General features: G+C 72.7%; 19 protein-coding genes. 12 read left to right on the top strand and 7 right to left on the bottom strand.

The annotated features are described in order from the left end of the window. Nucleotides 1–51 precede the first annotated feature (51 nt). On the bottom strand, nucleotides 52–807 hold the full coding sequence (locus ACIGXP_RS31050) for a TIGR03089 family protein (RefSeq protein WP_399773950.1): 756 nt from the start codon (nucleotides 805–807) through the stop codon (nucleotides 52–54). 129 nt (nucleotides 808–936) lie between these two features. Between ACIGXP_RS31050 and ACIGXP_RS31045 the strand changes: the two genes are divergently transcribed. Next, the gene (locus tag ACIGXP_RS31045) at nucleotides 937–2,385 is read left to right on the top strand and encodes a peptidoglycan recognition protein (protein WP_399773947.1); all 1,449 of its coding nucleotides are present in this window, start codon (nucleotides 937–939) and stop codon (nucleotides 2,383–2,385) included. A 182-nt stretch (nucleotides 2,386–2,567) separates the two neighbouring features. Next, nucleotides 2,568–3,650 carry an NDP-sugar synthase gene (locus ACIGXP_RS31040; RefSeq protein ID WP_363216491.1) on the top strand — a complete coding sequence of 361 codons (1,083 nt, stop codon included), beginning with the start codon at nucleotides 2,568–2,570 and terminating at the stop codon, nucleotides 3,648–3,650. A gap of 148 nt (nucleotides 3,651–3,798) precedes the next feature. On the opposite strand, the gene ACIGXP_RS31035 is transcribed toward ACIGXP_RS31040, so the two are convergent. The 4 genes from ACIGXP_RS31035 to ACIGXP_RS31020 form a co-directional block, all read right to left on the bottom strand. Next, entirely contained in the window at nucleotides 3,799–4,824 is a 1,026-nt protein-coding gene (locus tag ACIGXP_RS31035) for a DNA-3-methyladenine glycosylase family protein (protein ID WP_399773944.1), read from the bottom strand. A gap of 100 nt (nucleotides 4,825–4,924) precedes the next feature. After that, the gene (locus ACIGXP_RS31030) at nucleotides 4,925–6,232 is read right to left on the bottom strand and encodes a coenzyme F420-0:L-glutamate ligase (protein ID WP_399773942.1); all 1,308 of its coding nucleotides are present in this window, start codon (nucleotides 6,230–6,232) and stop codon (nucleotides 4,925–4,927) included. Next, nucleotides 6,229–7,188 (bottom strand): 2-phospho-L-lactate transferase, encoded by a 960-nt coding sequence (gene cofD / locus ACIGXP_RS31025; RefSeq protein WP_363216494.1) that lies wholly within the window; start codon nucleotides 7,186–7,188, stop codon nucleotides 6,229–6,231. The genes ACIGXP_RS31030 and cofD overlap by 4 nt, the downstream gene beginning before the upstream one ends. A 33-nt stretch (nucleotides 7,189–7,221) precedes the next feature. After that, complete coding sequence (locus ACIGXP_RS31020; protein ID WP_399773938.1) at nucleotides 7,222–7,716, bottom strand: cysteine dioxygenase; 495 nt, start codon at nucleotides 7,714–7,716, stop codon at nucleotides 7,222–7,224. A 579-nt stretch (nucleotides 7,717–8,295) separates the two neighbouring features. On the opposite strand from ACIGXP_RS31020, the gene ACIGXP_RS31015 reads away from it, so the two are divergent. The 3 genes from ACIGXP_RS31015 (at nucleotide 8,296) to ACIGXP_RS31005 (ending at nucleotide 13,955) form a co-directional block, all read left to right on the top strand. Further along, entirely contained in the window at nucleotides 8,296–8,559 is a 264-nt protein-coding gene (locus ACIGXP_RS31015) for a WhiB family transcriptional regulator (RefSeq protein WP_003975777.1), read from the top strand. Nucleotides 8,560–8,739: 180 nt separating this feature from the next. Continuing rightward, the gene (locus ACIGXP_RS31010; RefSeq protein WP_399773936.1) at nucleotides 8,740–12,423 is read left to right on the top strand and encodes a glycosyltransferase family 2 protein; all 3,684 of its coding nucleotides are present in this window, start codon (nucleotides 8,740–8,742) and stop codon (nucleotides 12,421–12,423) included. Then, entirely contained in the window at nucleotides 12,420–13,955 is a 1,536-nt protein-coding gene (locus ACIGXP_RS31005; RefSeq protein ID WP_399773934.1) for a DUF5719 family protein, read from the top strand. Before ACIGXP_RS31010 ends, ACIGXP_RS31005 begins: the two co-directional genes overlap by 4 nt. 72 nt (nucleotides 13,956–14,027) lie before the next feature. On the opposite strand, the gene ACIGXP_RS31000 is transcribed toward ACIGXP_RS31005, so the two are convergent. After that, nucleotides 14,028–14,480: a metallopeptidase family protein gene (locus ACIGXP_RS31000; protein WP_363216506.1), complete on the bottom strand. Its 453-nt coding sequence runs from the start codon at nucleotides 14,478–14,480 to the stop codon at nucleotides 14,028–14,030. Between the two features lie 416 nt (nucleotides 14,481–14,896). On the opposite strand from ACIGXP_RS31000, the gene ACIGXP_RS30995 reads away from it, so the two are divergent. The 6 genes from ACIGXP_RS30995 to ACIGXP_RS30970 all read left to right on the top strand — a co-directional run bounded on the left by ACIGXP_RS30995 (nucleotide 14,897) and on the right by ACIGXP_RS30970 (nucleotide 20,731). Continuing rightward, the gene (locus tag ACIGXP_RS30995; RefSeq protein WP_094216539.1) at nucleotides 14,897–15,322 is read left to right on the top strand and encodes a DUF3499 domain-containing protein; all 426 of its coding nucleotides are present in this window, start codon (nucleotides 14,897–14,899) and stop codon (nucleotides 15,320–15,322) included. A 123-nt stretch (nucleotides 15,323–15,445) separates the two neighbouring features. After that, nucleotides 15,446–16,810, top strand: coding sequence for a phosphomannomutase/phosphoglucomutase (locus ACIGXP_RS30990; RefSeq protein WP_399773931.1), 1,365 nt, complete (start codon nucleotides 15,446–15,448; stop codon nucleotides 16,808–16,810). 165 nt (nucleotides 16,811–16,975) lie between these two features. Beyond that, complete coding sequence (locus tag ACIGXP_RS30985) at nucleotides 16,976–17,146, top strand: Trm112 family protein (RefSeq protein ID WP_363216499.1); 171 nt, start codon at nucleotides 16,976–16,978, stop codon at nucleotides 17,144–17,146. Between the two features lie 60 nt (nucleotides 17,147–17,206). Further along, on the top strand, nucleotides 17,207–18,334 hold the full coding sequence (locus ACIGXP_RS30980; RefSeq protein ID WP_363216500.1) for an SIS domain-containing protein: 1,128 nt from the start codon (nucleotides 17,207–17,209) through the stop codon (nucleotides 18,332–18,334). A gap of 102 nt (nucleotides 18,335–18,436) precedes the next feature. Beyond that, complete coding sequence (manA, locus tag ACIGXP_RS30975; RefSeq protein WP_363216501.1) at nucleotides 18,437–19,588, top strand: mannose-6-phosphate isomerase, class I; 1,152 nt, start codon at nucleotides 18,437–18,439, stop codon at nucleotides 19,586–19,588. A 162-nt stretch (nucleotides 19,589–19,750) separates the two neighbouring features. Next, nucleotides 19,751–20,731 (top strand): cation diffusion facilitator family transporter, encoded by a 981-nt coding sequence (locus tag ACIGXP_RS30970; RefSeq protein WP_363216502.1) that lies wholly within the window; start codon nucleotides 19,751–19,753, stop codon nucleotides 20,729–20,731. A 431-nt stretch (nucleotides 20,732–21,162) separates the two neighbouring features. Here the strand turns inward: ACIGXP_RS30970 and ACIGXP_RS30965 are convergent, their stop codons facing one another. Continuing rightward, nucleotides 21,163–23,370, bottom strand: a complete 2,208-nt coding sequence (locus ACIGXP_RS30965) for a fructose-specific PTS transporter subunit EIIC (RefSeq protein ID WP_399773926.1) — start codon at nucleotides 23,368–23,370, stop codon at nucleotides 21,163–21,165. Nucleotides 23,371–23,837: 467 nt separating this feature from the next. Between ACIGXP_RS30965 and ACIGXP_RS30960 the strand changes: the two genes are divergently transcribed. Then, the coding region (locus tag ACIGXP_RS30960) for an adenosylhomocysteinase (protein ID WP_399773923.1) at nucleotides 23,838–24,715 on the top strand (878 nt) is incomplete at its 3' end.

The following is a 24,715-nucleotide window of genomic DNA, read 5'->3' as shown; positions in this document are numbered from 1 at the left end:
GCGAACGACCCGCACGCACCCGCACCCGCCGTACGGCCGAAGCACCCCCTGTCAGCGGCGCACCGCGGTCACCCGCTCGCTCTCGATCCGCTTGGCGAGCGCCTCCTCGTCCAGCCGCTCCAGATGCCGGCACAACACCACCGACCCCCCGACGGCCAGCGGCGCGTACAACCCCGCGGCGACCCCCTCCCACGTGTCGTACGACAGCCCCGACAGCAACCTCGACCCGGGCCCCGTCAGCTCCAGCGCGGGCGCCTGGGCCAGCGCCCGCTCCACGACCTCCGCCCCGCTGAACTCCCGCCCGGCCACGATCAGCGCGGCCTCCTCGGCGTCCACCGGAGCGAACGGCACGAACCGGTCACCCTGACCCGGCACTTCCACGGCGTAGTCGACGAACCCCTCGGGAGGCTGAGGGAACCGCCCGCCCAACGGCCGCAGCGCGAGCGCCACCCGCTCCCCGCGGCACGCCCGCGCGGCGTCCAGCGCATCCGGCCCGCTGACGACGACATCCGCGGCGGCCGGGTCCCCGCCGAGGTCGGCGACCGCGCCCACCGACGAACAGGCCAGCAGCCACACCGCCGTCTGCCAGTGCGCGGGCAGCAGCAGCGCGACCCGGTCACCGGGCCCGGCGGAGAGATCGCCCTGGAGGAGGTTCGCGGTCTTGGCCACCCAATTGGCGAAGGTGGCCACGGACAGTTCGACGCGTTCGCCGGTGGCGTCGTCGTAGAAGGTCACCAGTGGGCGGCCGGGGTCCGCGGCGAGCGCGGAAGCCAGCAGGTCGGCAGGGGTGCGATCGGTGGCGTTCACCCGGGAAAGGGTACGCGCGGGCGGACGCGCGCGGCGTGCGGCGGGGGCACCGGTTCGGCGGAACGGCTGCCGACGGCCCGTCAGTTCACCATTGGACATATTTGTACGACTATGTCCAAGATCATATGCATGCGTGGATTCCTGACTTCGTCCATCGGCCAACCGTCCGCCGGCGCACCGTCGATCGCCGTCTGCTCGATCGGTGTGCCCTGCGCCGCGGCCCTCGCACTCGCGCTGCCCCCGCCCGCGTCCGCCGCGCCCGCACCCGCTGTCGCCGCCCCGAGCGCCGCCGATCCCGCGCTCCCCGGCAGCACCCGCTCGCTGCCGCTCGTCCCGCTCTCCGACGAGCGCGACCTCGGCACCGCCCCGGAACAGGGGCTGTACCGGCCCGAAGGCGAGCACTTCTCGATGGTCGGGGTCGTCTGGCGCGACCCGGGCAGCGAACTGCGCGGCCGGGTCCGGGTGCGCACCCGGTCGGCCGCGACGGGGAAATGGTCCGGCTGGCAGGACGTCGAGACGCACAACGCCGACCACGGTGCCGACCCGGGCACGGCGGAACGGGACGCCCGGCGAGTACGCGGGGCGACCGCACCGCTGTGGGTGGGCGATGCGGACGGCGTGGACGTACGGGTCCGCGCCGACGGGACGGGCGCAGATGACGGTGCCGTGGTGGAGGGCGTCGCCGATGGCGGCGGGGGTGCCGACGATGCGCGGAGCAGCCGTAAGGGCGGGCCGCGGCCGCCGCTGCCGTCGGGGCTGCGCCTGGAACTCGTCGACCCCGGTGACGAGGCACCGCCCGCGGGCGCGCCGGCCGACGCGCCGCACACCGGCCTGCAGACGGCCGCGGCGCGGGAGGCCTCGGCCGCCAACACCGACATCACCGGCTTCGGCGCCCTGCAGATCCCGGCGCTGAGCAAGCAGGCCACCGAGCGCGAACTCACCCGCCTGCAGGGGCCGGTGCAGGGCAAGCCGCACATCGGGCCGCGCCCGCGGATCGTCACGCGCCGCGGCTGGGGCGCGGACGAGTCACTGCGCCAACGCGGGTTCTCCTACGCCAAGAAGGTCAAGGCCGCCTTCGTGCACCACACGGCATCGGGCAACACGTACTCCTGCACCCAGGCCCCCTCCGTCATCCGCAGTATCTACCGCTACCACGTCACGAGCATGGGCTGGCGGGACATGGGCTACAACTTCCTCGTCGACAAGTGCGGAACCATCTACGAGGGCCGGGCCGGCGGCGCGGCGAAAGCGGTCCTCGGCGCGCACACCGCCGGCTTCAACAGCGACACCATGGGCATCGGCGTGATCGGCACATACGGCTCGGCGAAGCCGTCCAAGGCCACGGTGACGGCCGTCGCCCGGCTCACCGCGTGGAAACTCGGGCTCTACGGGGTCAATCCGCGTGGCAAGACATATCTCACGTCGGCAGGTGGCAACCTCTACCCCGAAGGTAAGAAGGTACGACTGAATGTGATCTCCGGTCATCGGGACGGATACGCCACCGAGTGCCCCGGCAAGCGGCTGTATGCCAAGCTGGGCAACGCCCGTTCCAACGCGGCGCACTACCAGGGGCGCTGATGGCCGGGGAGCACGTTCGGCGCCGTTCCGGGGGGCCCGCCGTCTCACACCGTTCTCACACCGATCTCGGGGGAAAACGCGTGGTCGTCAAGGGCGCCGCCGCTACGGTCTGCATACACTGACCAGCCGAAAAGAGTAGAACGAGCAGTTCGGCCGGTCCCGGCAGGAAGCAGAGACGACAGGTGACAGAAGCGATCCTCCTGGTCGGCGGCAAAGGCACCCGGCTGCGTCCGTTGACGGTGCACACGCCCAAGCCCATGGTCCCGGCCGCCGGGGTGCCGTTCCTCACGCACCAGCTGGCGCGCGCCAAGGCGGCGGGCGTGGACCACATCGTCCTCGCCACCAGCTATCTGGCCGAGGTCTTCGAGCCGTACTTCGGCGACGGCTCCGCGCTCGGTCTGCACATCGAGTACGTGACCGAGGAGGAACCCCTCGGCACGGGCGGTGCCATCCGCAACGTCGCCTCCCGCCTGCACTCCGGCCCCGACGACCCGGTACTGATCTTCAACGGCGACATCCTGACGGGCCTGGACATCAAGGCGCTGGTGGACACGCACGAGTCCACGTCCGCCGACGTCTCCCTGCACCTGACGAAGGTGACGGACCCGAGGGCCTACGGCCTGGTCCCCACGGACGAGACCGGCCGCGTCCTCGCCTTCCTGGAGAAGCCGCAGACGCCCGAGGAGATCGTCACCGACCAGATCAACGCGGGGGCGTACGTCTTCCGCCGCTCGGTCATCGACACGATCCCGCTGGGCCGCCCGGTCTCGGTGGAGCGCGAGACGTTCCCCGACCTCCTCGCGGCGGGCGCCCATCTCCAGGGCATGGTCGACTCCACGTACTGGCTGGACCTCGGCACCCCGGCGGCCTTCGTCCGCGGCTCGGCCGACCTGGTCCTGGGCCGCGCGCCCTCACCGGCGGTCCCCGGCCGCTGCGGCGACCGCCTGATCCTGCCCACGGCCACGGTGGCGCCGGGCGCGAAGCTGACCGGCGGCACGGTGGTCGGCGAGGGCGCGTTCGTCGCCGAGGGCGCTCGGGTCTTCGGCTCCACCATCCTCCCGGGCGCCGTCATCGAACCCGGCGCGGTCGTCACCGACTCCCTCATCGGCACCCGGGCCCGGGTGGGCGAACGCACCGTCCTCACCGGCACGGTCATCGGCGACGGCGCGGTCATCGGCCCCGACAACGAGCTCCGCGAGGGAGTACGTGTCTGGTGCGACGCCCGCATCCCGGCGGGAGCGGTGCGCTTCTCTTCGGACCAGTAGCAACACCGGCGCCTGGTTCTCGTCCGCGGGCGCGTGGGGGCTGATCGCGCAGTTCCCCGCGCCCCTTCGGGCGTTCGCAGCCGCGGGCAGTAAGCGCGGGCAGGCCAACCCCCGCCCGGTCTCAGCACCGAGCCCCCACGCAACGCCCTTACAGCAGCCCGATGTCCACCCGAGGCATCTTCGGCGCCCTCCGTGCAGGCACCCGCCCACTCAACAAGATCAACCGAACCGCCCGATGCCGCTGCCCGGCATACGGCTCCAGCAGGCGCAGCATCCCCGCATCGTCGGCGTCCCGGTCTCCCGCCAACGCCCACCCCACGATCCCCGGCAGATGCAGGTCCCCGACCGTCACCGCATCCGGCGCCCCATGACTGCGCTGCACCACCTCCGCCGACGTCCACGGCCCCACCCCCGGCACGACCTCCAACCGCGCCTGCGCCTCGGCCGCCGGCATCCCCACCGCCTGCTCCAGCCGCGCGGCGACCCGCACGGCTCGCAGAATCGTGGACGCCCGCTTGTCGTCGACCCCGGCCCGGTGCCACTCCCAGGAGGGGACCAGCGCCCAGGTCCGCGGCTCCGGCATCACGAACATCGGCCGGTCCCCGGCCCCCGCCGGCCCCGGCGCGCGCTCCCCGAACCGCCGCACGAGCAACCGCCACGCCCGGTACGCCTCATCCGTCGTGACCTTCTGCTCCAGCACCGACGGGATGAGGGACTCCAGCACCAGCCCCGTCCGCGTCAGCCGCAGCCCCGGCCGCTGATGGCGCGCCAGTGCCACCAGCCGGTGCCGGGGCACGAACGCCTCCGGCGCGTCGGCCGCGCCGAGCCACTCGGGCAGCCGGTCCAGCAGCCACTCCGCCCCCGGCCCCCACGCCTCGCCGAGCACCTCACCGCCGTACCCGCGCACCCGCAGCGTGCCCGGCCCGGCGGGCGTACGGCAGGCCCGCCACACGGATCCGTCCGCGGTGGCCCGGAAGGTCGGGTCGGCGGGCCCGCGCCGCAGGGGTCCGAGCACCAGCCCCAGATCGAGTGGCCCGTCCGGCACCCAGCGTCGTATCCGAGCAGGGGCCGTGGCCTGCCGGGGTATCCCGGCAGGACCGGCACCCGCGGGTACGCCGACATCCCCTGCGCGCACGGTCGTACGCGTGGGCCGCTGAGCGAAACGTCCTGCCACGAATCAGGTCCTAGGGGAGCCGGTGCCGCCGGTGTCGTCCTACGAGAGCCGGTGTCGTCCTACGAGACTAGGCGCTCGCGGAGGAGCGCGTACGGCGAACTCACCGCACCTCGACGAACGCGCCCGCGTCCCGCTGCGGCCGCGGTCTCGCCTCCTCGGCCGGATGTCCGACCGCCACCGCGCCCATCGGCTCCCAGTCCGCGGGCAGCGCGAGCACCTCGCGCACGACGTCCCGGCAGAACATCGTGGAGGACACCCACGCCGAGCCCAGCCGCTCCCCGGCCAGCGCGACCAGCAGGTTCTGCACGCCCGCGCCCATCGCGACGACGAACATCTCCCGCTCGGCACCGTCCCGCCGGGCGTCCCCGTAGTGGTGCGAGCCGTCCATGACGAGGCACGGCACGACCAGATAGGGCGCGTTGCGGAGCACGTCCCCACGGCGCACCCGCTTCGCGATGGACTCCTCGCTCCTGCCGTCCCGGCGCAGGTCGGAGATCCAGGCGTCCCGCATCGCGTCCAGCAGCCGGGTCCGGGACTCCGCCGACTCCAGCAGGACGAACCGCCAGGGCGTGGTGTGGTGCGGGGCCGGTGCCGTGACCGCCGCCGCCACCGCGCGCCGTACCGCGCCGGGGTCCACCGGCTCGTCCGTGAAGGCCCGGACCGTGCGCCGCTGGGTCACCGCCTCGCGGACCGCTTCGGACGTGCCGAGCCGGAACATGTCGTCCCGCGCGGTCCGCACCAGTGCCCGCGCGCCCTCGCCGTCGTCGCCGCCCACGACATGCGGCAGTCCGCGCACCACGGCCACCGGCCGGCCCGTCGCCTTGCCCTTGACCAGGTCGCCGGCGGCGGCCAGCTCGTCCGCCGTGGCGACGACGGTCGCGCTGAGCGGGTTGCCGTGCCCGTCCGTGCCCCCGCGCAGATCGTCCAGCACGCGCACGCCGGCGGCGCCGATCGCCACGTCCGTGAGCCCCGCGCGCCAGGGACGCCCGAAGGTGTCGGTGACGACCACACCCACGTCGACGCCGAGGCTCTCGCGCAGGCCCGTGCGGATCGCCCGCGCGGACGCGTCCGGGTCCTCGGGCAGCAACAGCACCGTACCGGCGGGGGTGTTGGAGGCGTCGACCCCGGCCGCGGCCATGACCAGACCCTGCCGGTTCTCCACGATGCGGAGGGTGCCGCGGCGGGCCACGACCCGGACCGTCTCGGCGTCGATCGCCGCCTCCCGGTCGGCCGCCTGCACGACCCGGCCCTCCGCCTTGGAGACGATCTTGGACGTGACGAGCAGCACGTCCCCGTCGGCCAGGTCCGGCTCGGCGGCGGCGATCAGCTTGGCAAGGTCGTCGCCCGGCTGCACCTCGGGGATGCCCGACAGGGCCCGGACCGTGTACTGCGGGCGCTCCTCGCTCATGCTCCCCGCACCTCCTCGGCCAGCGCCAGCGCCTCCCGCGCCATCTGCGCGGCCGCGTCGACGTCGGTCATCATCAGCGGCACGGCGCGGCAGCGGATGCCGTCCGCCTCGACCCGCTCGACCGTGGCCGCGTCCACCGTGTCGACCAGCCAGCCGTCCAGCAGGCCGGAGCCGTAGTGCTCGGCGACCGCGGCGGCGGTGGACTCCACGCCGACCGCGGCGAGCACCTTGTCGGCCATGCCGCGCACCGGCGCGTCCCCGACGATGGGGGACAGGCCGATCACGGGCACGCCCGCGTCCGCGATCGCCTCCCGGATGCCGGGCACGGCGAGGATGGTCCCGATGGACACGATGGGGTTGGACGGCGGGAAGAGGATGACGTCCGCCTCGGCGATGGCCTCCAGCACGCCGGGCGCCGGCTTGGCCTGCTCGGCGCCGACGGGCACGATCGCGTGCGCCGGGACCCCGGCGCGCAGCCGTACCCAGTACTCCTGGAAGTGCACCGCCTTGCGCTCGCCCTCGGTCTCGACGGCCACATGGGTCTCCACGCGGTCGTCGGTCATCGGGATCAGCTTCACGCCCGGCTTCCAGCGGTCGCACAGCGCCTCGGTGACGGCGCTGAGCGGATAGCCCGCGCCGAGCATCTGCGTGCGCACGATGTGCGTGGCGAAGTCCCGGTCGCCGAGGCCGAACCACTCGGGTCCGACCCCGTAGGCCGCCAGTTCCTCCTTGAGGTGGAAGGTCTCGTCGGCCCGCCCCCAGCCCTGCTCCTCGTTGATGCCGCCGCCCAGCGTGTACATCACCGTGTCCAGGTCGGGGCAGACCTTCAGCCCGAAGAGGTGGATGTCGTCGCCGGTGTTGCCGATCACCGTGACGTCCGCGTCCGGCACGGCCCGTTTCAGACCGCGCAGGAAACGGGCACCGCCGATGCCGCCTGCCAGAACCACAATGCGCATGCGCCAAGTCTTGCAGGCGGGTACGACAACGCGTCAGGCAGTCACCGGACGAGCCTCGCAGTGCGGGGTCGTGTGCATCGGCATCTGCGTCAGGCCCGGGTGATAGACGTGCAGGCTGACCGCCGGCTCCAGCGCGTCGTTGACGACCTCGTGGACGTAGCCCGGCGCGAACACCCGCTGTGCTCCCGCCGCGAGCGCGCGCGTGCCCCGCGCGGTGCGTTCGGTCAGCGTTCCCTCCAGGACGGTCAGGACACCGGAGGAACGGCCGTGATCGTGCAGTCCGCTGCCCTGTCCCGGCACCCAGGACAGCAGCCACAGCTCGTAGCCGGGGCCGGTGCGCAGCCGGTGGTACCAGCGGGTGGTCGCGTCGTAGCGGACGAGGTGGGCCCACTGGGAGCGGTCGGCGGCGATCGAGCGGGCGAGGCCCACGAACTCGGCAACGGTGGCCGGGTGCTCGCGCGGTGGCTGGAGCAGGTGCGGGACTTCGAGGATGTCGCCGGCGATCTGGAGGTCGTTGTCGCTGTTCATGGGTGCGGTGGTTCCTCGGAAAAGGAAGGGCAGTGGGGGGTGAACACCGGGCCGCGGGTGACCCGGCCGACAGCTGGAGCAGGTCTGGCTCAACAGCTGGAACAGCAACAACAGCTACAGCGACCCGGGGCAGCACCGAGGGACCCGGCGGTGCGGGTCGAGGTGAGTGCCGAGTGCGCGAGCATGCCCCCTAGGACACCGGCTCACACCTGCGCTGTCAACTCGGCGACCGGCATGTGGGACGCGTTTCACCTCATCCGGTTCATCTCCGCGGTGAAAGGTTTGTTCACCCGACTTCCGGGACACATGGCGTCCATCCGGGCGCGTGGGCCTCGCGGAACGCGATCGAACGCAGGGGCGTCCTTCTCCGTACAGACATCTGAACGGTCTGGCGACCCTTCCGTTTATGCCGATTTGAACACTTTCCGCACGGCCTTGGTTCCGCAGAGTGAATAACGGACTCAATAGCAGATCTCGGCTTGACTCGCCCGGAGCAGCACACTTGTAATTTCACTCGTGTCGTTCAGCCGAAATCGGTAGCGGCAACACGGGGACGCGAAAGACAGACGAGGGGCGCACATGACCGAGCTGGTGCAGCAACTGCTGGTCGACGACGCGGACGAGGAACTCGGCTGGCAGGAGCGCGCGCTGTGCGCCCAGACCGACCCCGAGTCCTTCTTCCCCGAGAAGGGCGGCTCCACCAGAGAGGCGAAGAAGGTCTGCCTCGCCTGTGAGGTCCGCTCCGAATGCCTTGAGTACGCCCTCGCCAACGACGAGCGATTCGGCATCTGGGGCGGCCTGTCCGAGCGGGAGCGCCGCCGGCTCAAGAAGGCCGCCGTCTGACCGCACATCCAGCCCAAAACGTCATGAACGGCCCGTCGCCGGTGGGTTATCCACAGGCGGCGGGCCGTCGTCATGGCCAGCCGATAGTGTGGTCGCTCGTCCGAGACGCCCCGCTGTCCCCTCGCACCCGAGAGGGCACAGGCGTCCACCGCAGTCCATCGAACCGGGGCCCGTACCTCGATGTCCGTGCACAGCCATACGGCAGCCCAGCAAGACCGCGCTGCCACCGCAGCGTTCGACCCGGCCAGCCCACCCGAGTTCCCGCGTCACGTGGTGACCGCGGTCCTCGTCGCCCACGACGGTGCCCGCTGGCTGCCCGACGCCCTCGCCGGGCTGCTCGGGCAGGAGCGCCCCGTGCAGTACGCGGTGGCCGCCGACACCGGCAGCGCGGACGACTCCGCCCGGCTGCTCACCGACGCCCTCGGCGACGCGGGCGTCCTGCACCTCGCCCGGCGCACCGGCTTCGGCCAGGCCGTCGAGGAGGCGAGCCGCACCGCCCCGGTCCTCACCCCGGAAGAGCTGCCGTACCTCAAACGCCCCAGCGGCTGGGACCCGGTCACCCGCTCCTGGCGCGACGACGCCTACGACCTGCCCGAACTGCCGCACGGCGAGCCCATCCAGTGGCTCTGGCTGCTGCACGACGACTGCGCCCCCGAACCCGACGCCCTCGCCCAGCTGCTGCGGGTCGTCGACACCGAACTGGAGCTGGGCCGCGACGACGTGGCGGTCGTCGGCCCCAAGCTGCGCGGCTGGTACGACCGCCGGCAGCTGCTGGAGGTCGGCGTCTCCATCGCCAACTCCGGCCGCCGCTGGACCGGCCTGGACCGCCGCGAACAGGACCAGGGCCAGCACGACCACGTCCGCACCGTGCTGTCCGTCTCCACCGCCGGCATGCTCATCCGCCGCGACGTCTTCGAACAGCTCGGCGGCTTCGACCGCCGGCTGCCCCTGATGCGCGACGACGTCGACCTGTGCTGGCGCGCCCACGCCGCCGGCCACCGCGTCCTGATCGCCCCCGACGCCGTCGTCCGGCACGCCGAGGCCGCCTCCCGCGAGCGCCGTACCGTCGACTGCGTCGGCCGCACCGCCGCCTCCCCGCACAAGGTCGACAAGGCCGGCGCCGTCTACACCCTGCTCGTCAACTCCCGTGGCGCCGCGCTGCCCTGGGTGCTGCTGCGGCTCGTCCTCGGCACCGTCCTGCGGACCGTCGCCTATCTCGTCGGCAAGGTGCCCGGCCAGGCCGTCGACGAGATCCGCGGCCTGCTCAGCACCCTGCTGCGCCCCGAGCGGATCATCGCCGCCCGGCGCCGCCGCGGACGCCCGCAGATCGACAAGGGCGAACTGCGCCAACTGTTCCCACCGCCCGGCGCCACCGTCCGGGCCACCGTGGAGCAGCTCGCCGCCAACTTCACCAGCGGCTCCGACGACACCTTCCGGGCCGGCCGGCACGGCGGTGCCGTCGAGTCCGGGCCCGGCGGCGACGACGCCGAGTTCCTGGAGGTCGAGCAGTTCGCCCGGCTCAAGCGGATCGCCCGCAAGCCCGGCCCCGTGCTCTTCCTCGCGCTCCTGCTCATCTCCCTGACCGCCTGCCGCGCCCTCCTCAGCGGCGGCGCGCTCGCGGGCGGCGCCCTGCTGCCCGCCCCGGCCGGCGCCGGCGACCTGTGGGCGCGCTTCGCCGACGCCTGGCACCCGGTCGGCGCGGGCGGCACCGCGTCCGCCCCGCCCTACCTCGCGGTCCTCGCGACCTTCGCCGGCATGCTGTTCGGCTCCACCGGACCCGCCGTCACCGTCCTGCTGGTCGCCTCGGTACCGCTCGCCGGATGCACCGCCTACTTCGCCTCCCGGCCGCTCGTCACCTCCCGGCTGCTGCGCGCCTGGGCGGCCATCGCCTACGCCTTCCTGCCCGCCACCACCGGCGCCCTGGCCGGCGGCCGCATCGGCACCGCCGTCCTCGCCGTGCTGCTGCCGCTGATCGCCCGCGCCGGCCTCGCCGCGAGCGGCCTCACGAACCGCTCCGGCGCCCGCGGCAGTTGGCGCGCCACCTGGGCGTATGCGCTGCTGCTGACCATCACCACCGCCTTCACGCCGATCGTGTGGCCCATCGCGCTGCTCCTCGGCACCGGCGTGCTCGTCCTGCGCCGCGGCGACCTCGTCGCCCACGCCCTGCGCTTCCTCGCCCAGCTCGGCACCCCGCTGCTGCTCCTCGCCCCCTGGTCGCTGACCCTGTTCCCGGCCGGGTTCTTCAAGGAAGCGGGCCTGGCGTACGACCCTTCGGCGGCCTCCGCGCTCGACCTGCTCGGCGCCAGCCCCGGCGGCCCCGGCACCGTGCAGGGCGTCATGCTCATCGGCATCGTCCTCGCCGCCCTCGCCGCGCTGCTGCGCTCCGAGCGGCAGCCGGCCATCCGCACCGCCTGGGCGGTCGCCCTGGTGGCCCTCGTCTTCGCCGTCCTGTCCAACAGGTCCGCCTGGGCCGGACCGGCCACCCTCGTCTACGGCATCGCCCTGCTGGCCGCGGCCGCCCTCGGCGCCGACGGCGCACGCGCGCGTGTCGCCGAGCAGAGCTTCGGCTGGCGCCAGCCCGTCGCCGCCCTGATCGCCTTCGCCTGCGCCGCGGGCCCGCTGCTCGTCGCCGCCGGCTGGATGATCCGCGGCGCCGACGGGCCCCTGGAGCGCCGCGACCCCACCCAGGTGCCCGCGTTCGTCGCCGAGGACTCCACCACCGGCGACCGGGCCCGCACCCTGATCCTGGACAGCGACTCCACCGCGCGCGTGCGCTACACCCTGGTCCGCGGCTCCGGTGCCCGTATGGGCGACGCCGAGGCCGGTGCCGCCGACGGCCGGAACACCCGGCTGGACAAGGTCGTCGCCAACCTCGTCGCCGGCTCCGGCGCCGACCAGACCGACGAACTCGGCGGCTTCGCCGTGCGCTACGTCCTCGTCCACAAGGGCGCGCCCCGCGACATCACCCGCGTCCTCGACACCACCCCCGGCCTGACCCGGCTCAGCCAGCAGCACGGCAGCGCCCTGTACCGCGTCGACCAGGAGGTGTCCCGCGCCACCATCGTCCCCGCCGGCGGCTCGGGCACCGCCCAGTCGGTCAGCGCCGGGCCGGTGGAGATCCACACCACCGTCCCCGCCGGTTCGGGCAGCCGCGTGCTGCGCCTCGCCGACACCGCCTCCGCCGGCTGGACGGCCACCCTGAACGGCAAGCCGCTCACCCGTACCACGGTCGACGGCTGGGCCCAGGGCTTCCGACTGCCCGCCGACAGCGGCAGGCTGGACGTCACCTACGCCGACCCGCTCACCCACACCGCCTGGCTCTGGGCCCAGGGCGCGCTCGCCGTCGTCCTGGTCGTCCTCGCCCTGCCCGGCCGCCGCCGCGACGTCGACGACGACCTGCCCGAGGAGGTGCCGCTGCCCGCCCAGGCCGCCGCCGGCGAGGGCCGCCGCGCCCGCCGCCTGCGCGCCCAGGCCGAGGAACAGGCCGCCGACGAGCAGCCCGCCGCGCCCCCGCAGCCCGAGGAGCCCCCGGCCGCCGTACCGCACCAGCAGTCCTACGACGGCTGGGACCAGGGCTCCTACGGGAACGCCGGATACGCGGGCTACGGAACCGACCAGTACCAGACCGGCACCCCGTACCAGCCCTCCGGCTACGACCAGCAGGCATACCCGGCCGCCGACCCGTACCAGACGGGCCAGTACGACCCGTACGCCTACGGCGGCACGGCCGGCCGGATGCCGTACGACCCGACGGCCTACCAACAGGGCTACGACCCGTCGTACGACCCCGCCCAGCAGGGCTACGACCCGGCCCAGCACCCCCACGGCACCGGCAGCGAGCGCCCCGACGGGAGCCAGCAGTGAACCGCACGACCCTGTCCCTGATCGCCGCCACCACCGCGCTGGCCGCCGTCACCGCGTTCGCCGCGCTCGACGGCCCGTCCGCGTCCGGGGCCGCCGCCCCCGAACCGGCCGCGAACCTGCCGGTGCAGCGCACGAGCCTGCTCTGCCCGGCGCCGAGCATCTCGGACATCGCCGACACGGCGTACACGTCGTTCACGCCCGTCACCCGGTCCACGCCGAGCAGCGGCAAGGCCCAACTCCAGGCGGCAGACGAGCAGACCGCGGACGGCACGGGCAACTCCGGGACCGGCAAGGGCTCCAAGGACGCCAAGGGTTCCAAGGGCGGGAAGAAGCCGGCGGACAAGCCGGTGCTCACCCCCAAGGCACCGGGCACACCGGTCACCGGTGACACCTCCGGCGCCGACGCGCCCGCACTCATCGGCACCGCCGACGGCAAGTTCGCACCCGGCTGGACCGTCCAGGAGACCACCGAGGTCGCCGCCGGCACTGGCCGCGGCCTCCAGGGCGTCAACTGCACGGCCGCCGACACCGACTTCTGGTTCCCGGGCGCGAGCACGGCCACCGGCCGCACCGACTACGTCCACCTGACCAATCCCGACGACTCCGCAGCGGTCGTCGACATCGAGCTGTACGGCAAGGACGGCGCGATCAAGTCCCCGCTCGGCGAGAACCAGACCATCGCGCCGCACGCGAGCAAGCCGATCCTGCTCTCCACGCTCACCGACGAACGGCAGGCCGACCTGACCGTGCACGTCAGCGTGCGCAGCGGCCGGGTCGGCGCGTCCGTGCAGGCCCTGGACGACAAGGCGGGCGGCGACTGGCTGGCCGCGGCCGCCGACCCGGCCGGCAGCCTGGTCCTGCCCGGCATCCCGAAGGACGCCACCGACGTCCGTCTGATCGCCTTCACACCCGGCGGCGACGACGCCGACCTGAAGGTCCGCCTGGCCTCACCGGACGGCCTGATCACCCCGGCGGGCAACGAGTCCCTGCACGTGAAGTCGGGGATGACGACCACGGCCGATCTCGGCGCCGTGACCAGAGGCGAGGCGGGCTCGCTCGTCCTGACCCCCACGGACCAGTCGGTGCCGGTGGTGGCGGCCCTCCGGGTGGTCAGGGGCAGGGGCGACAAGCAGGAGACGGCCTTCATCCCGGCCACCGCCCCCGTCGGCACCCGCGCGACATCGGCCGACAACAGCGCCAAGGGCACGACCCTCGCCCTGACGGCGCCCACCGCCGCCACCACGGTGAGGGTCACCGCCTCGGCGGGCAGCGAGGGCGGCACGGCGACCACGAAGACGTACACGATCAAATCCGGCACCACGCAGAACGTCCCGGTCCCTGCCCCGGCCGGCCTCAGGGGCAGCTACGCCCTCACCGTCGAAACCGTCTCCGGCGGCCCCGCCTACGCCTCCCGCACCCTCACGGCCACCGAGGCAGCAGTCCCCGGCTTCACCGTCCAAACGCTCCCGTACGACCGGGGAATGGTGGCCGTACCGAAGACGACGGAGGACCTGTCGATCCTGCAGAAGTGAGACGGGCGTCCCGTGGCGCCGGTGCGGTGCGGGGCAGGTGCCGGCGGGAGAGGGGGTGGGTCCCCCCTCTCTCTAATCCTCCCCGTACCGCGGATCCACGGTCTCCGGAGTCAGCCCCAGCAGCTCGGCGACCTGCTCGACCACCACTTCATGCACCAGCGCGGCCCGCTCGTCCCGCCCCTTCGTCCGGATCTCCACCGGCCGCCGGTACACCACCACCCGCGCCCGCCGCCCGTCGCGCGCAGGAACGACCCCGCCCAACGGCACGGCCTCGTCGCTCCACGCCTGCTCGGCCCGCCCCTCCAGCCGGGGCACCTCCAACACGAGGAAATCGAAGTCGGCCAGCTGCGGCCACCGCCGCTCAAGACGGTCCACGGAGTCCTGCACCAGGTCCGCGAACACATCGGCACGGCTGGCCGCGAGCGGCACCTGCGGCGGTGCGATCGGCCCCCGCATGCCCCGCCCGTGACGATCACGGCGACGGGGCCCGGGGCCGGCGGCGCGGGGCGGTACACGGTTGTCCATCACTGGGGAAGCGTAGTCCCCGCAGGCTCCGCCCGCCCGGCCCCACACGGCAACCCACCCGGCCCCGCACCGCAACCAGCCACGTCCGCCCGGACCCCCGCCTCCGGTCCCCGGCTTCGACCGCCGGTTCTGACCACCGGCACCCAGCGCCGATCAGCCCGCCGCCGATCGGCCCATGCTCCGCCGATCGGCCGCATGCACCCCCATGTCACAGGATGACCATTCCAGCCAACGAATGGCGCGTTTCCGTAACCCTCCAAGACCGCCAACTCACGGCAATTGACGGTGTTTGTACTGACTCATGACCATACCGGGTCCCGCCCAAAACTTTCCGAGCCCCCGTCCTTGCAGGTCAACAAGGCCTCCCCGAAGGGGTGTGTGGGGCGTTTCACAGCACGACACAGTGGAGTGACGTGGTGGAGAGTCGTCGCGGCCCGCTCAAGAGTGCGGTACCGTCCAACGTCGTGAGCCCTGTACGTCGCTGTTCGCGCACCGCCTGCGGCCGACCCGCCGTCGCGACGCTGACGTACGTCTACGCCGACTCGACCGCGGTCCTCGGCCCGCTCGCCACCTACGCCGAGCCGCACTGCTACGACCTGTGCGCCGAGCACTCCGAGCGCCTCACCGCCCCCCGTGGCTGGGAGGTCGTACGCCTCCTCGACGGTTCCGCTCCCGCGCGGCCCAGCGGAGACGATCTGGAAGCGCTTGCCAACGCCGTACGCGAGGCGGCCCGGCCCCAGGAGCGCGCGGCCGAGGCGGGCGGCGGCGGAGGCCGTACGGCCGACCCCATGGAGGTCGCCCGCCGCGGCCACCTGCGAGTTCTGCGCTCTCCGGACAACTGAGCCACCCATTCCGCCCGACCCCTCTCGGGCACCACTGGGCGTCGACCTTGGTGTCCGCACACCTCGCCCTTACCCCCAACGGGTAGTTTGTGGGCACCCATAGGACTTTCAGGAGGGTTGGCCGTGACTGCTGATCTGTCGCAGATCGTGAAGGCGTACGACGTACGCGGAGTGGTCCCGGACCAGTGGGACGAGTCACTGGCCGGACTGTTCGGCGCCGCCTTCGCGGAGGTGACAGGAGCGGCGGCGATCGTCGTCGGCCACGACATGCGGCCCTCGTCCCCCGGCCTCACCCGTGCCTTCGCCCGCGGCGCGGCGGACCGCGGTGTGGACGTCACCGAGATCGGCCTGTGCTCCACGGACCAGCTGTACTACGCCTCGGGCGCGTTGAACCTGCCCGGCGCGATGTTCACCGCCTCCCACAACCCCGCCCAGTACAACGGCATCAAGCTGTGCCGCGCGGGCGCCGCCCCGGTCGGCCAGGACACCGGCCTCGCGCAGATCCGTGAACTGGTCGAGCACTGGCTGGAGTCGGGAGCCCCGGAAGCGGTGGCCCGGCCGGGAACCCTGTCCTCCCGCGAGACGTTGGACGAGTACGCGGCGCACCTCCGCTCCCTGGTCGACCTGACCTCCGTCCGCCCCCTGAAGGTCGTGGTCGACGCCGGCAACGGCATGGGCGGCCACACGGTCCCCACGGTCTTCGCCGGCCTGCCCCTGACCCTCGTCCCGATGTACTTCGAACTGGACGGCACCTTCCCCAACCACGAGGCCAACCCGCTCGACCCCGCCAACCTCGTGGACCTGCAGAAGCGCGTCCCCGCGGAGGGCGCCGACCTGGGCATCGCCTTCGACGGCGACGCCGACCGCTGCTTCGTCGTGGACGAGAACGGCGACCCGGTCTCCCCGTCCGCGATCACCGCCCTGGTGGCCAGGCGCGAGCTGGCCCGCAACGGCGGCAAGGGCACGATCATCCACAACCTGATCACGTCCCGTACGGTCCCCGAGGTCGTGAAGGAGCACGGCGGCACCCCGGTCCGCACCCGCGTCGGCCACTCCTTCATCAAGGCCGAGATGGCCCGCACCGGCGCCATCTTCGGCGGCGAGCACTCCGCGCACTACTACTTCAAGGACTTCTGGAACGCCGACACGGGCATGCTGGCCGCCCTGCACGTCCTCGCGGCTCTCGGCGGCCAGGACGGCCCCCTCTCCTCCCTCGTCGCCCAGTACGACCGCTACACCGGCTCCGGCGAGATCAACTCCACGGTCGCCGACCAGTCCGCCCGCCTCGCCGCGATCCGCTCCGCGTACGAGGGCCGCGCCGACATCACCCTCGACGACCTCGACGGCCTCACCGTCGCCGCCCCCGACTGGTGGTTCAACGTCCGCCCCTCCAACACCGAGCCCCTGCTCCGTCTGAACGCGGAGGCGAAGGACGAGGCGACGATGATCAAGATCCGCGACGAGGCGCTGGCGATCATCAGGGCCTGACTTTGCAGCCAGCACTTTCCCGGCGGCCTCGGCCGACGCCGCCGGGCCCTCGCCTCCCCGCCGACCCGGCGGACCCCTGGGCGGCACGTGAGCCCAGCTCAGCCCGCCCACCAGCGGTACGCTGACCACCGGCCAAAGAAAACCCCGCCCTCGAAGGGACACCCCATGCCGCTCGAAGCCGGCCTCCTGGAGATCCTCGCCTGCCCGGCCTGCCACGCCCCCCTCAAGGAGCAGGACAGCGAGCTGGTCTGCACGAGCCAGGACTGCGGCCTCGCCTACCCCGTCCGCGACGGCATCCCGGTCCTCCTCGTGGACGAGGCCCGCCGCCCCGAGTGACGACGCCCTCGACGTCGTAGACAACCCGCACAGGACCCCCGGCGATCGGAGCTTCCGCCCATGCTGGACGAATCGCTGCTCGACACCCCGGAGGGCCTCTCCGAGGCCGACCGCCGGGGCCTGCTGCGCGGCGCCGCCGAGGCCGGCGCCCGCGTCCGTACCGCCGCCCGGCACGCCGCCGAGGCCGGCGTCGGCGACCTGAAGCCCGACGGCCGGCCCCGCGCCGTCCTCATCGCCGGTCCCGGCGCCGCCGCCACCCACACCGCCGACCTCCTCGGCACACTGGCGGGCGTCGGCAGCCCCGTGGTCCGCCTGGCCCCGACCGGCGTCGCCCCGGCCGCGGGCGCCCTGCGCTGGGAACTGCCGGGCTGGACCGGCTCCGTCGACCTGCTGCTGATCGCCACCCCGGACGGCACCGAACCCAGCCTCTCCCTCCTCGCCGACCAGGCCTACCGCCGCGGTTGCTCGGTCGTCGCCGTTGCTCCGCCCCGCACCCCGCTCGCGGAGGCGGTCGCAGGCGCCCACGGCCTGTTCGTACCGATGGCGACGGCGCCGTACGACCAGGCGGAACCGCTCGCCGCCTCCTCCTCGGGCGTCTTCTGGGCGCTGCTCACCCCACTGCTCGCCCTGTTGGACCGTGTCGGCCTGCTCAGCGCCCCGCCGGAGGCCCTGGAGAAGGTCGCCGACCGCCTGGACCACGTCGCCGAGCGCTGCGGCCCCGCCATCGCCACCTACAGCAACCCGGCCAAGACCCTGGCCGCCGAACTCGCCGACGCGCTCCCCGTGGTGTGGACGGAAGGGACCTCGGCGGGCCCCGCCGGGCGCCGTTTCGCCGCCGCCCTCGCCGAACTCGCCGGCCGCCCCGGGCTCGTCGCCGAACTCCCCGAGGCGCTCGCCGCGCACAGCGCCCTGCTGGCCGGCCCGCTGGCCGCCAGCGCCGACCCCGAGGACTTCTTCCGCGACCGCGTCGAGGAACAGCCCGCACTGCACGCGCGCGTAGTGCTGCTGCGCGACCGCCCGCTCACCGGCTTCACCGCGGCCCCCGCCGCCCGTGACCTGGCTCTCAGCCACGACACGCCGATCAGCGAACTCGAACCGGAGGAGGGCGGCGAACTGGAGACCCTCGCGGAACTGATCGCCGTCACGGATTTCGCCGCTGTTTACCTGGCGCTCGCTTCGGGGGCCTGATCTTTGCTCCGGGCCGGCCGACCCGCGCCCACGACCAGCACGGCAACCGGCTCGGCCGCAGGCGCCGGCTGAGCCGCGTACGTACGGAGACAGAGAAGACACATGGACCGCCTCGAAAACACCGTCCGTCCCTACGCCTGGGGTTCCACCACCGCCATCCCGCACCTGCTCGGCGTGGAGCCGACCGGTGAACCGCAGGCGGAGATGTGGATGGGCGCGCACCCGGGAGCCCCCTCGCGCACCGCACGCGGGACACTCGTCGACGTCATCGACGCCGGCCCGGAGCGCGAACTGGGCCCGGAGACGGTGGCCAAGTTCGGCCCCCGCCTGCCCTTCCTCCTCAAGATCCTCGCCGCCGGCGCCCCCCTCTCCCTCCAGGTGCACCCCAACCTGGAGCAGGCCAAGGAGGGTTACGCCGACGAGGAGCGCCGCGGCATCCCGGTCGACGCCCCGCACCGCAACTACAAGGACGCCAACCACAAGCCCGAACTGATCTGCGCCCTCACCGAGTTCGACGGCCTGTGCGGCTTCCGTGACCCGGTCCAGGCCGCCGACCTGCTCGACGGGCTCGGTGTCGCCTCCCTCAAGCCGTACGTCGACCTGTTGCACGCCCACCCCGAGGACGCCGCCCTGCGTGAGGTCCTCACCGCGATCCTCACCGCCGACCCCGAGGACATGGCCCGGACGGTCACCGAGACCACCGCCGCCTGCACCCGCCTCGGCGGCGCCCACGCCCCCTACGCCGTCCTCGCCCACCACTTCCCGGGCGACCCCGGCGTCATCGCGGGCATGCTGCTCAACCACGTCCGCCTGCAGCCGGGCGAGGCCCTGTTCCTGGGCGCCGGCATCCCGCACGCGTACATCAGCGGCCTCGGTGTCGAGATCATGGCCAACTCCGACAACGTGCTGCGCTGCGGCCTGACCCCCAAGCACGTCGACGTCCCCGAGCTGCTGCGGGTGGTCCGCTTCGAGCCGGGCGACCCGGGCGTGCTGCGCCCCGAGGCCTCCCCGGACGGCGAGGAGGTCTACGAGACACCGATCGACGAGTTCCGTCTCTCCCGGTACGTCCTCCCCGAGGGCGGCAGCACCCATGACCTCACCCTCACCACCCCGCAGATCCTGCTCTGCACGGCCGGTTCGGTCCGCGCGGGCGAGCACGAGCTGCAGCCGGGGCAGTCGGTCTTCGTACCGGCCGCCGAGAAGGCGGAGATCTCGGGCGCGGGCACGGTCTTCCGCGCCACAGTGATCGTCTGACGGGGTTGTGGATACCCGGCGCTGTGATCGTATGACCGGGGTTGTGGATACCTGGCGCGCCGGGGCCCGGCCGGGCTGCAAGAATGGCCCACCGGCAAAGGCCGGGCAAAGCCGGAACACGCCACGAGGGCGACGACACGGGCGAAGGGACAACGCGGACACATGAGCGCGTCAGGCGGTACGAAGGCGATCGTGGCAGCACTCGGCGCCAATCTCGCGATCGCGGCGTCGAAGTTCGTGGCGTTCGCGTTCAGCGGCTCCTCCTCCATGCTCGCCGAGGGCGTCCACTCGCTCGCCGACTCCGGCAACCAGTTCCTGCTGCTCATCGGCGGCAAGAAGGCCCAGCGCGAGGCGACCCCGCAGCACCCCTTCGGCTACGGCCGTGAACGGTTCATCTACGCCTTCCTGGTCTCGATCGTCCTCTTCTCCATCGGCGGCATGTTCGCCATCTACGAGGGCTACGAGAAGATCAGCCACCCGCACGAAGTGGAGCACTGGTACTGGCCGGTGGGCGTCCTGGTCTTCGCGGTCATCGCCGAGGGCTTCTCCTTCCGCACGGCCATCAAGGAGTCCAACGAACTGCGCGGCAGACTGTCCTGGGCGCAGTTCATCCGCCGCGCCAAGGCGCCCGAGCTGCCCGTCGTCCTGCTGGAGGACTTCGGCGCGCTCATCGGCCTGGTCCTCGCCCTCCTCGGCGTCGGCCTGGCCGTGCTCACCGGCGACGGCATCTGGGACGGCATCGGCACCGTCTGCATCGGCGTCCTGCTCGTCCTGATCGCCCTGGTCCTGGCCGCCGAGACCAAGTCGCTGCTGCTCGGCGAGGCGGCGGGCCTCGATGTGATCAAGAAGATCCAGGAGGCGACCGTCGACGGCGACACCGTCACCGGCGTCATCCACATGCGCACGCTGCACCTCGGCCCCGAGGAGCTCCTGATCGCCGCCAAGATCGCCGTCCAGCACGACGACACGGCCGCGGAGGTCGCCGGCGCCATCAACGCCGCCGAGGCTCGCATCCGCGCCGCCGTCCCCATCGCCCGCGTGATCTACCTCGAACCGGACATCTACAGCGAGGCCGAGGCCGCCAAGGGCCCGGACCCGGAGGCAACCCCGGGCGGCCCGGCCCCCCACACAACCGAACACTGAGCCCTCGTCCACAGCACCCAAGAGCCCGCGGGCCCGGGGACGAGGGCGGGGCGGGGCTCGGACCAGAGCGGCCCGCCCCGGAGCGTGCGGGCAGTGAACCGGAGCGGGCTGGCCCCGAGCGCGCGCGGGCATGTGAACCAGAGAAGGTGGGCCTTTCCCTGAAGCGTGCGGGCCCCGACCCGAGTGCGCCGGCCCGCGCCCCGCAGCGGTCCCGAGCCAGGGAGGCAAGCCCGGCCCCGGGCACGCGGCCCGGTCCCGGGCGGGCGCCGACCCCTGATGGCGCGACGCCGCCCCGAGCGGGCGGGTCCCGGTCCAGAGGCCGGCGGCCAGGGCGAGGGCAACCCGCACCGTCTGCTCACTTCACCGGACTCACCTGACCCGAGGGACTCACCCCCTCACCGAGTGACCAAACCGGACCCCTCACCGAAAGGTCACCCCACCTCGCCGAACGCGTCGAGCACCGCCGCCTCGTCCGGGGCAGCGAGCAGCCGCTCCCGGAAGCCGGGATCCATCAGCTTGCGCGAGAGCAGCGCGAGGATCCGCAGGTGCTCGTCCCCCGCGGCCGCCTCCGGTACGGCGATCATGAAGATCAGCCGGGCCTTCGTACCGTCCAGCGAACCCCACTCGACCCCCTCGGCCGACCGGGCGAAACCGACGACCGGGGCGGTCACCGCATCCGTCTTCGCATGGGGGATCGCTATCTCCTCACCGAGCCCGGTCGTCCCCTGCGCCTCGCGCCGCAACGCGGTCGCCACCAGCTCGTCCACGTCGGCGACCTTTCCACTCCGAGCGAGCAGTTCCGCCATCTCCCGGATCGCGGCGTCCTTCTCCACCGCTCCGAGCGTGCCCTGCACGGTCCGCTCATCGAGATACCCGGACAACACCTCGGCCCGGCTGCCCTCCGCCGCGTCGTCCCCGCCCGCCGAGACAAGCGCCGAGCTCTCCGAGCCCCCCGCCTCGTCCCGGCCCACCGAAGCCTCCACCCGCTGACCGGGCACAACCACCCCAGACCCGGCACCCACAGCCGACGCACCGACACCGGCCGGCGCCACACTCACACCGCGCGCCAGGCCACTCGTATCCGCAGGCGGAGCGTCCGCACCGTCCGCGGGGCCACTCGTACCCGCCGGCGACGCACCCGCACCCGCAGACTCCCCGGCAGACACCCCCCGACGCCCACTCACATCAACCATCGCCACGGTCACCAACGCGGTGACCACCGTCCCGATCACCACGGCCACGAAGAACATCGGCACCCCGCTCACCGCGCCCAGCACCGCCACGATCGGCCCCCCATGCGGCACCGCATCCTTCACCCCGGCCAGTCCCGCCACCGCACCGGCCACCGCGCCACCGAGCATGTTCGCCGGAATCACCTGCGCCGGCCGTGCCGCCGCGAACGGAATCGCACCCTCGGAGATGCCGAAGCACCCCATGAACAGTGCCGCCAGCCCCGTCTCCCGCTCCTGCTCGGTGTACAGCCGCCGGCGGATCAGCGTGGCCAGCCCCTGTCCGAGCGGCATCACCGGAATCGCCGCGGCACACATGCCCATCACCGTCTGGTTGCCGCTCGCGATGAGCCCCGCACCGAACAGGAACGCCGTCTTGTTGACCGGCCCGCCCATGTCGAACGCGATCATCAGCCCCAGAATCGCGCCGAGCAGAATCGCACTCGTCCCCGTCATCCCGCCGAGCCAGCTCGTCAGGTGCTCGAACACCCATGAGATGGGCTTGCCGATGACATAGATGAAGAACAGCCCGAGCGCCGTCGTCGCCACGATCGGGATCACGATGATCGGCATGATCGGCTGCACGAACCTCGGCACCCGGACCTTCTTGATCCACGACACCAGATACCCGGCGAGGAACCCGGTCACGATCGCCCCGATGAAGCCCGCACCCGCCTGGGAGTCGTACAGTGCGCCCGTGTTGGCGATCCAGCCGCCGATCATGCCCGGCACCAGCGCGGGCCGGTCGGCGATGGCGTAGGCGATATAGCCGGACAGGATCGGGATCATCAGCTGGAAGCCGATCCCGCCGATCGCGTTGACATGCGCCCAGAACGTGCCGTCCGGGATCACATAACCCTTCGCCGTCGCATGCCCGCCGAGCGCCAGCGAGACCGCGATCAGCAGACCGCCGACGACGACGAACGGGATCATGTACGACACGCCGTTCATCAGCGCCTTGTACACCGGCCCCCGTTCCTTGCCGCCGCCACCGCCATCGCCACGGGCGGGCACCGCGGCCGAACCGCCCGCAGCCCCGCCCGGCGCATGGACGGGCGCCGACCGCACCCGCTCGATCAGCTGCTCGGGACGGTGGATGCCCTCGGCCACCCCGACCGTCAGCACCCGCTTGCCCGCGAAGCGGCTCAGGTCGACGTCCTTGTCGGCGGCGACGATGACGCCGTCCGCGCTTCTGACATCGTTGTCATCGAGAACGTTCTCGGCCCCGATCGATCCCTGGGTCTCCACTTTCATCTCGATGCCGCGGCTCGCCGCGGCCTGTGCGAGCTTCTCCGCCGCCATGTAGGTGTGCGCGATGCCGGTCGGGCAGGCGGTCACCGCCAGCAGCTTCACCTGCCGCCGCTCGTCATCGCGGCCATCCATGGAGGGAGGGCCGGCCGGACTGGTCACGTCGATCTCCTAACGCCTTCGTCGCACGAGGCGCCGTCCCCGACACCCCGCGAGCGGAGCCGGACGGCCCCGGTGCCCCTGCATCCTGCACCACCCCACCGACGGCCCCAAGATGCGAAAGTTCCTGTTCGCGCCGGTCTGTGGGCTCCCGTACCACGGTTTCCCGCACCCCCGTCGGCCCGCTCCTGCCCCACGCCGCACCCCGAAACCGCCTTTCGGACCGTTCGAACCGACCGGAGGCGGACTGGGGTCGACCGGGCCGTCCGGTGTAGCTTGGGACGGAGCCAGACGTCGCTGCTGATGGCGGTCGGGCGGCCCAGCGCGGGCCGGCCGAGGGAGAGAGGGCCTCCGACGGACTGCGCTGCGCGTACGTGGGCATGCCTGTGTCCTCTTTCGGGCACCCCTGTGCCCGCCGCCGCGCAGACCAGCCGTACCCACCTCGACCCAACCCCGAGGAGCAGCTCGCAATGACGACTGTCGACAACCGACAGGACTTCAAGGTCGCCGACCTGTCCCTGGCCGAGTTCGGCCGCAAGGAGATCTCCCTCGCCGAGCACGAGATGCCGGGCCTGATGGCGATCCGCAAGGAGTACGCCGAGGCGCAGCCCCTCGCCGGCGCCCGTATCACCGGCTCCCTGCACATGACCGTGCAGACCGCCGTCCTCATCGAGACCCTGGTCGCCCTCGGCGCCCGGGTCCGCTGGGCCTCCTGCAACATCTTCTCCACCCAGGACCACGCCGCCGCCGCCATCGCCGTCGGCCCGAACGGCACCCCCGACGCCCCGCAGGGCGTCCCGGTCTTCGCCTGGAAGGGCGAGACCCTGGAGGAGTACTGGTGGTGCACCGAGCAGGCGCTGACCTGGCCGGACAGCCCCACCGGCGGCCCGAACATGATCCTCGACGACGGCGGCGACGCCACCCTCCTCGTCCACAAGGGCGTCGAGTACGAGAAGGACGGCAAGGTCCCCGGCCTGGAGACCGCCGAGTCCGACGAGCACCGCGTCATCCTCCAGCTGCTGCACCGCACCCTGGGCGAGAACCCCCAGAAGTGGACCCAGCTGGCCTCCGAGATCCGCGGTGTCACCGAGGAGACGACGACGGGTGTGCACCGTCTGTACGAGATGCAGCGCGACGGTGTCCTTCTGTTCCCGGCGATCAATGTGAACGACGCGGTGACGAAGTCGAAGTTCGACAACAAGTACGGTTGCCGGCATTCGCTGGTCGACGGCATCAACCGTGCGACGGACACTCTGATCGGCGGCAAGACCGCGGTGGTGTGCGGTTACGGCGATGTGGGCAAGGGCTGTGCGGAGTCGCTGCGGGGTCAGGGTGCCCGTGTGATCGT

This window comes from Streptomyces sp. NPDC053069, from assembly GCF_044546895.1.
Lineage (GTDB): Bacteria > Actinomycetota > Actinomycetes > Streptomycetales > Streptomycetaceae > Streptomyces.
This window is presented reverse-complemented; position numbering and strand designations above follow the sequence as displayed.

Excerpts from the sequence above, each read along its gene's own strand:
- ACIGXP_RS31045 (WP_399773947.1), top strand. The coding sequence starts at position 937 with ATGCGTGGATTCCTGACTTCGTCCATCGGCCAACCGTCCGCCGGCGCA.
- ACIGXP_RS31030 (WP_399773942.1), bottom strand. The coding sequence starts at position 6,232 with ATGAGCGAGGAGCGCCCGCAGTACACGGTCCGGGCCCTGTCGGGCATC.
- cofD (WP_363216494.1), bottom strand. The coding sequence starts at position 7,188 with ATGCGCATTGTGGTTCTGGCAGGCGGCATCGGCGGTGCCCGTTTCCTG.
- ACIGXP_RS31020 (WP_399773938.1), bottom strand. The coding sequence starts at position 7,716 with ATGAACAGCGACAACGACCTCCAGATCGCCGGCGACATCCTCGAAGTC.
- ACIGXP_RS31015 (WP_003975777.1), top strand. The coding sequence starts at position 8,296 with ATGACCGAGCTGGTGCAGCAACTGCTGGTCGACGACGCGGACGAGGAA.
- ACIGXP_RS31010 (WP_399773936.1), top strand. The coding sequence starts at position 8,740 with ATGTCCGTGCACAGCCATACGGCAGCCCAGCAAGACCGCGCTGCCACC.
- ACIGXP_RS31000 (WP_363216506.1), bottom strand. The coding sequence starts at position 14,480 with ATGGACAACCGTGTACCGCCCCGCGCCGCCGGCCCCGGGCCCCGTCGC.
- ACIGXP_RS30985 (WP_363216499.1), top strand. The coding sequence starts at position 16,976 with ATGCCGCTCGAAGCCGGCCTCCTGGAGATCCTCGCCTGCCCGGCCTGC.
- ACIGXP_RS30980 (WP_363216500.1), top strand. The coding sequence starts at position 17,207 with ATGCTGGACGAATCGCTGCTCGACACCCCGGAGGGCCTCTCCGAGGCC.
- manA (WP_363216501.1), top strand. The coding sequence starts at position 18,437 with ATGGACCGCCTCGAAAACACCGTCCGTCCCTACGCCTGGGGTTCCACC.
- ACIGXP_RS30970 (WP_363216502.1), top strand. The coding sequence starts at position 19,751 with ATGAGCGCGTCAGGCGGTACGAAGGCGATCGTGGCAGCACTCGGCGCC.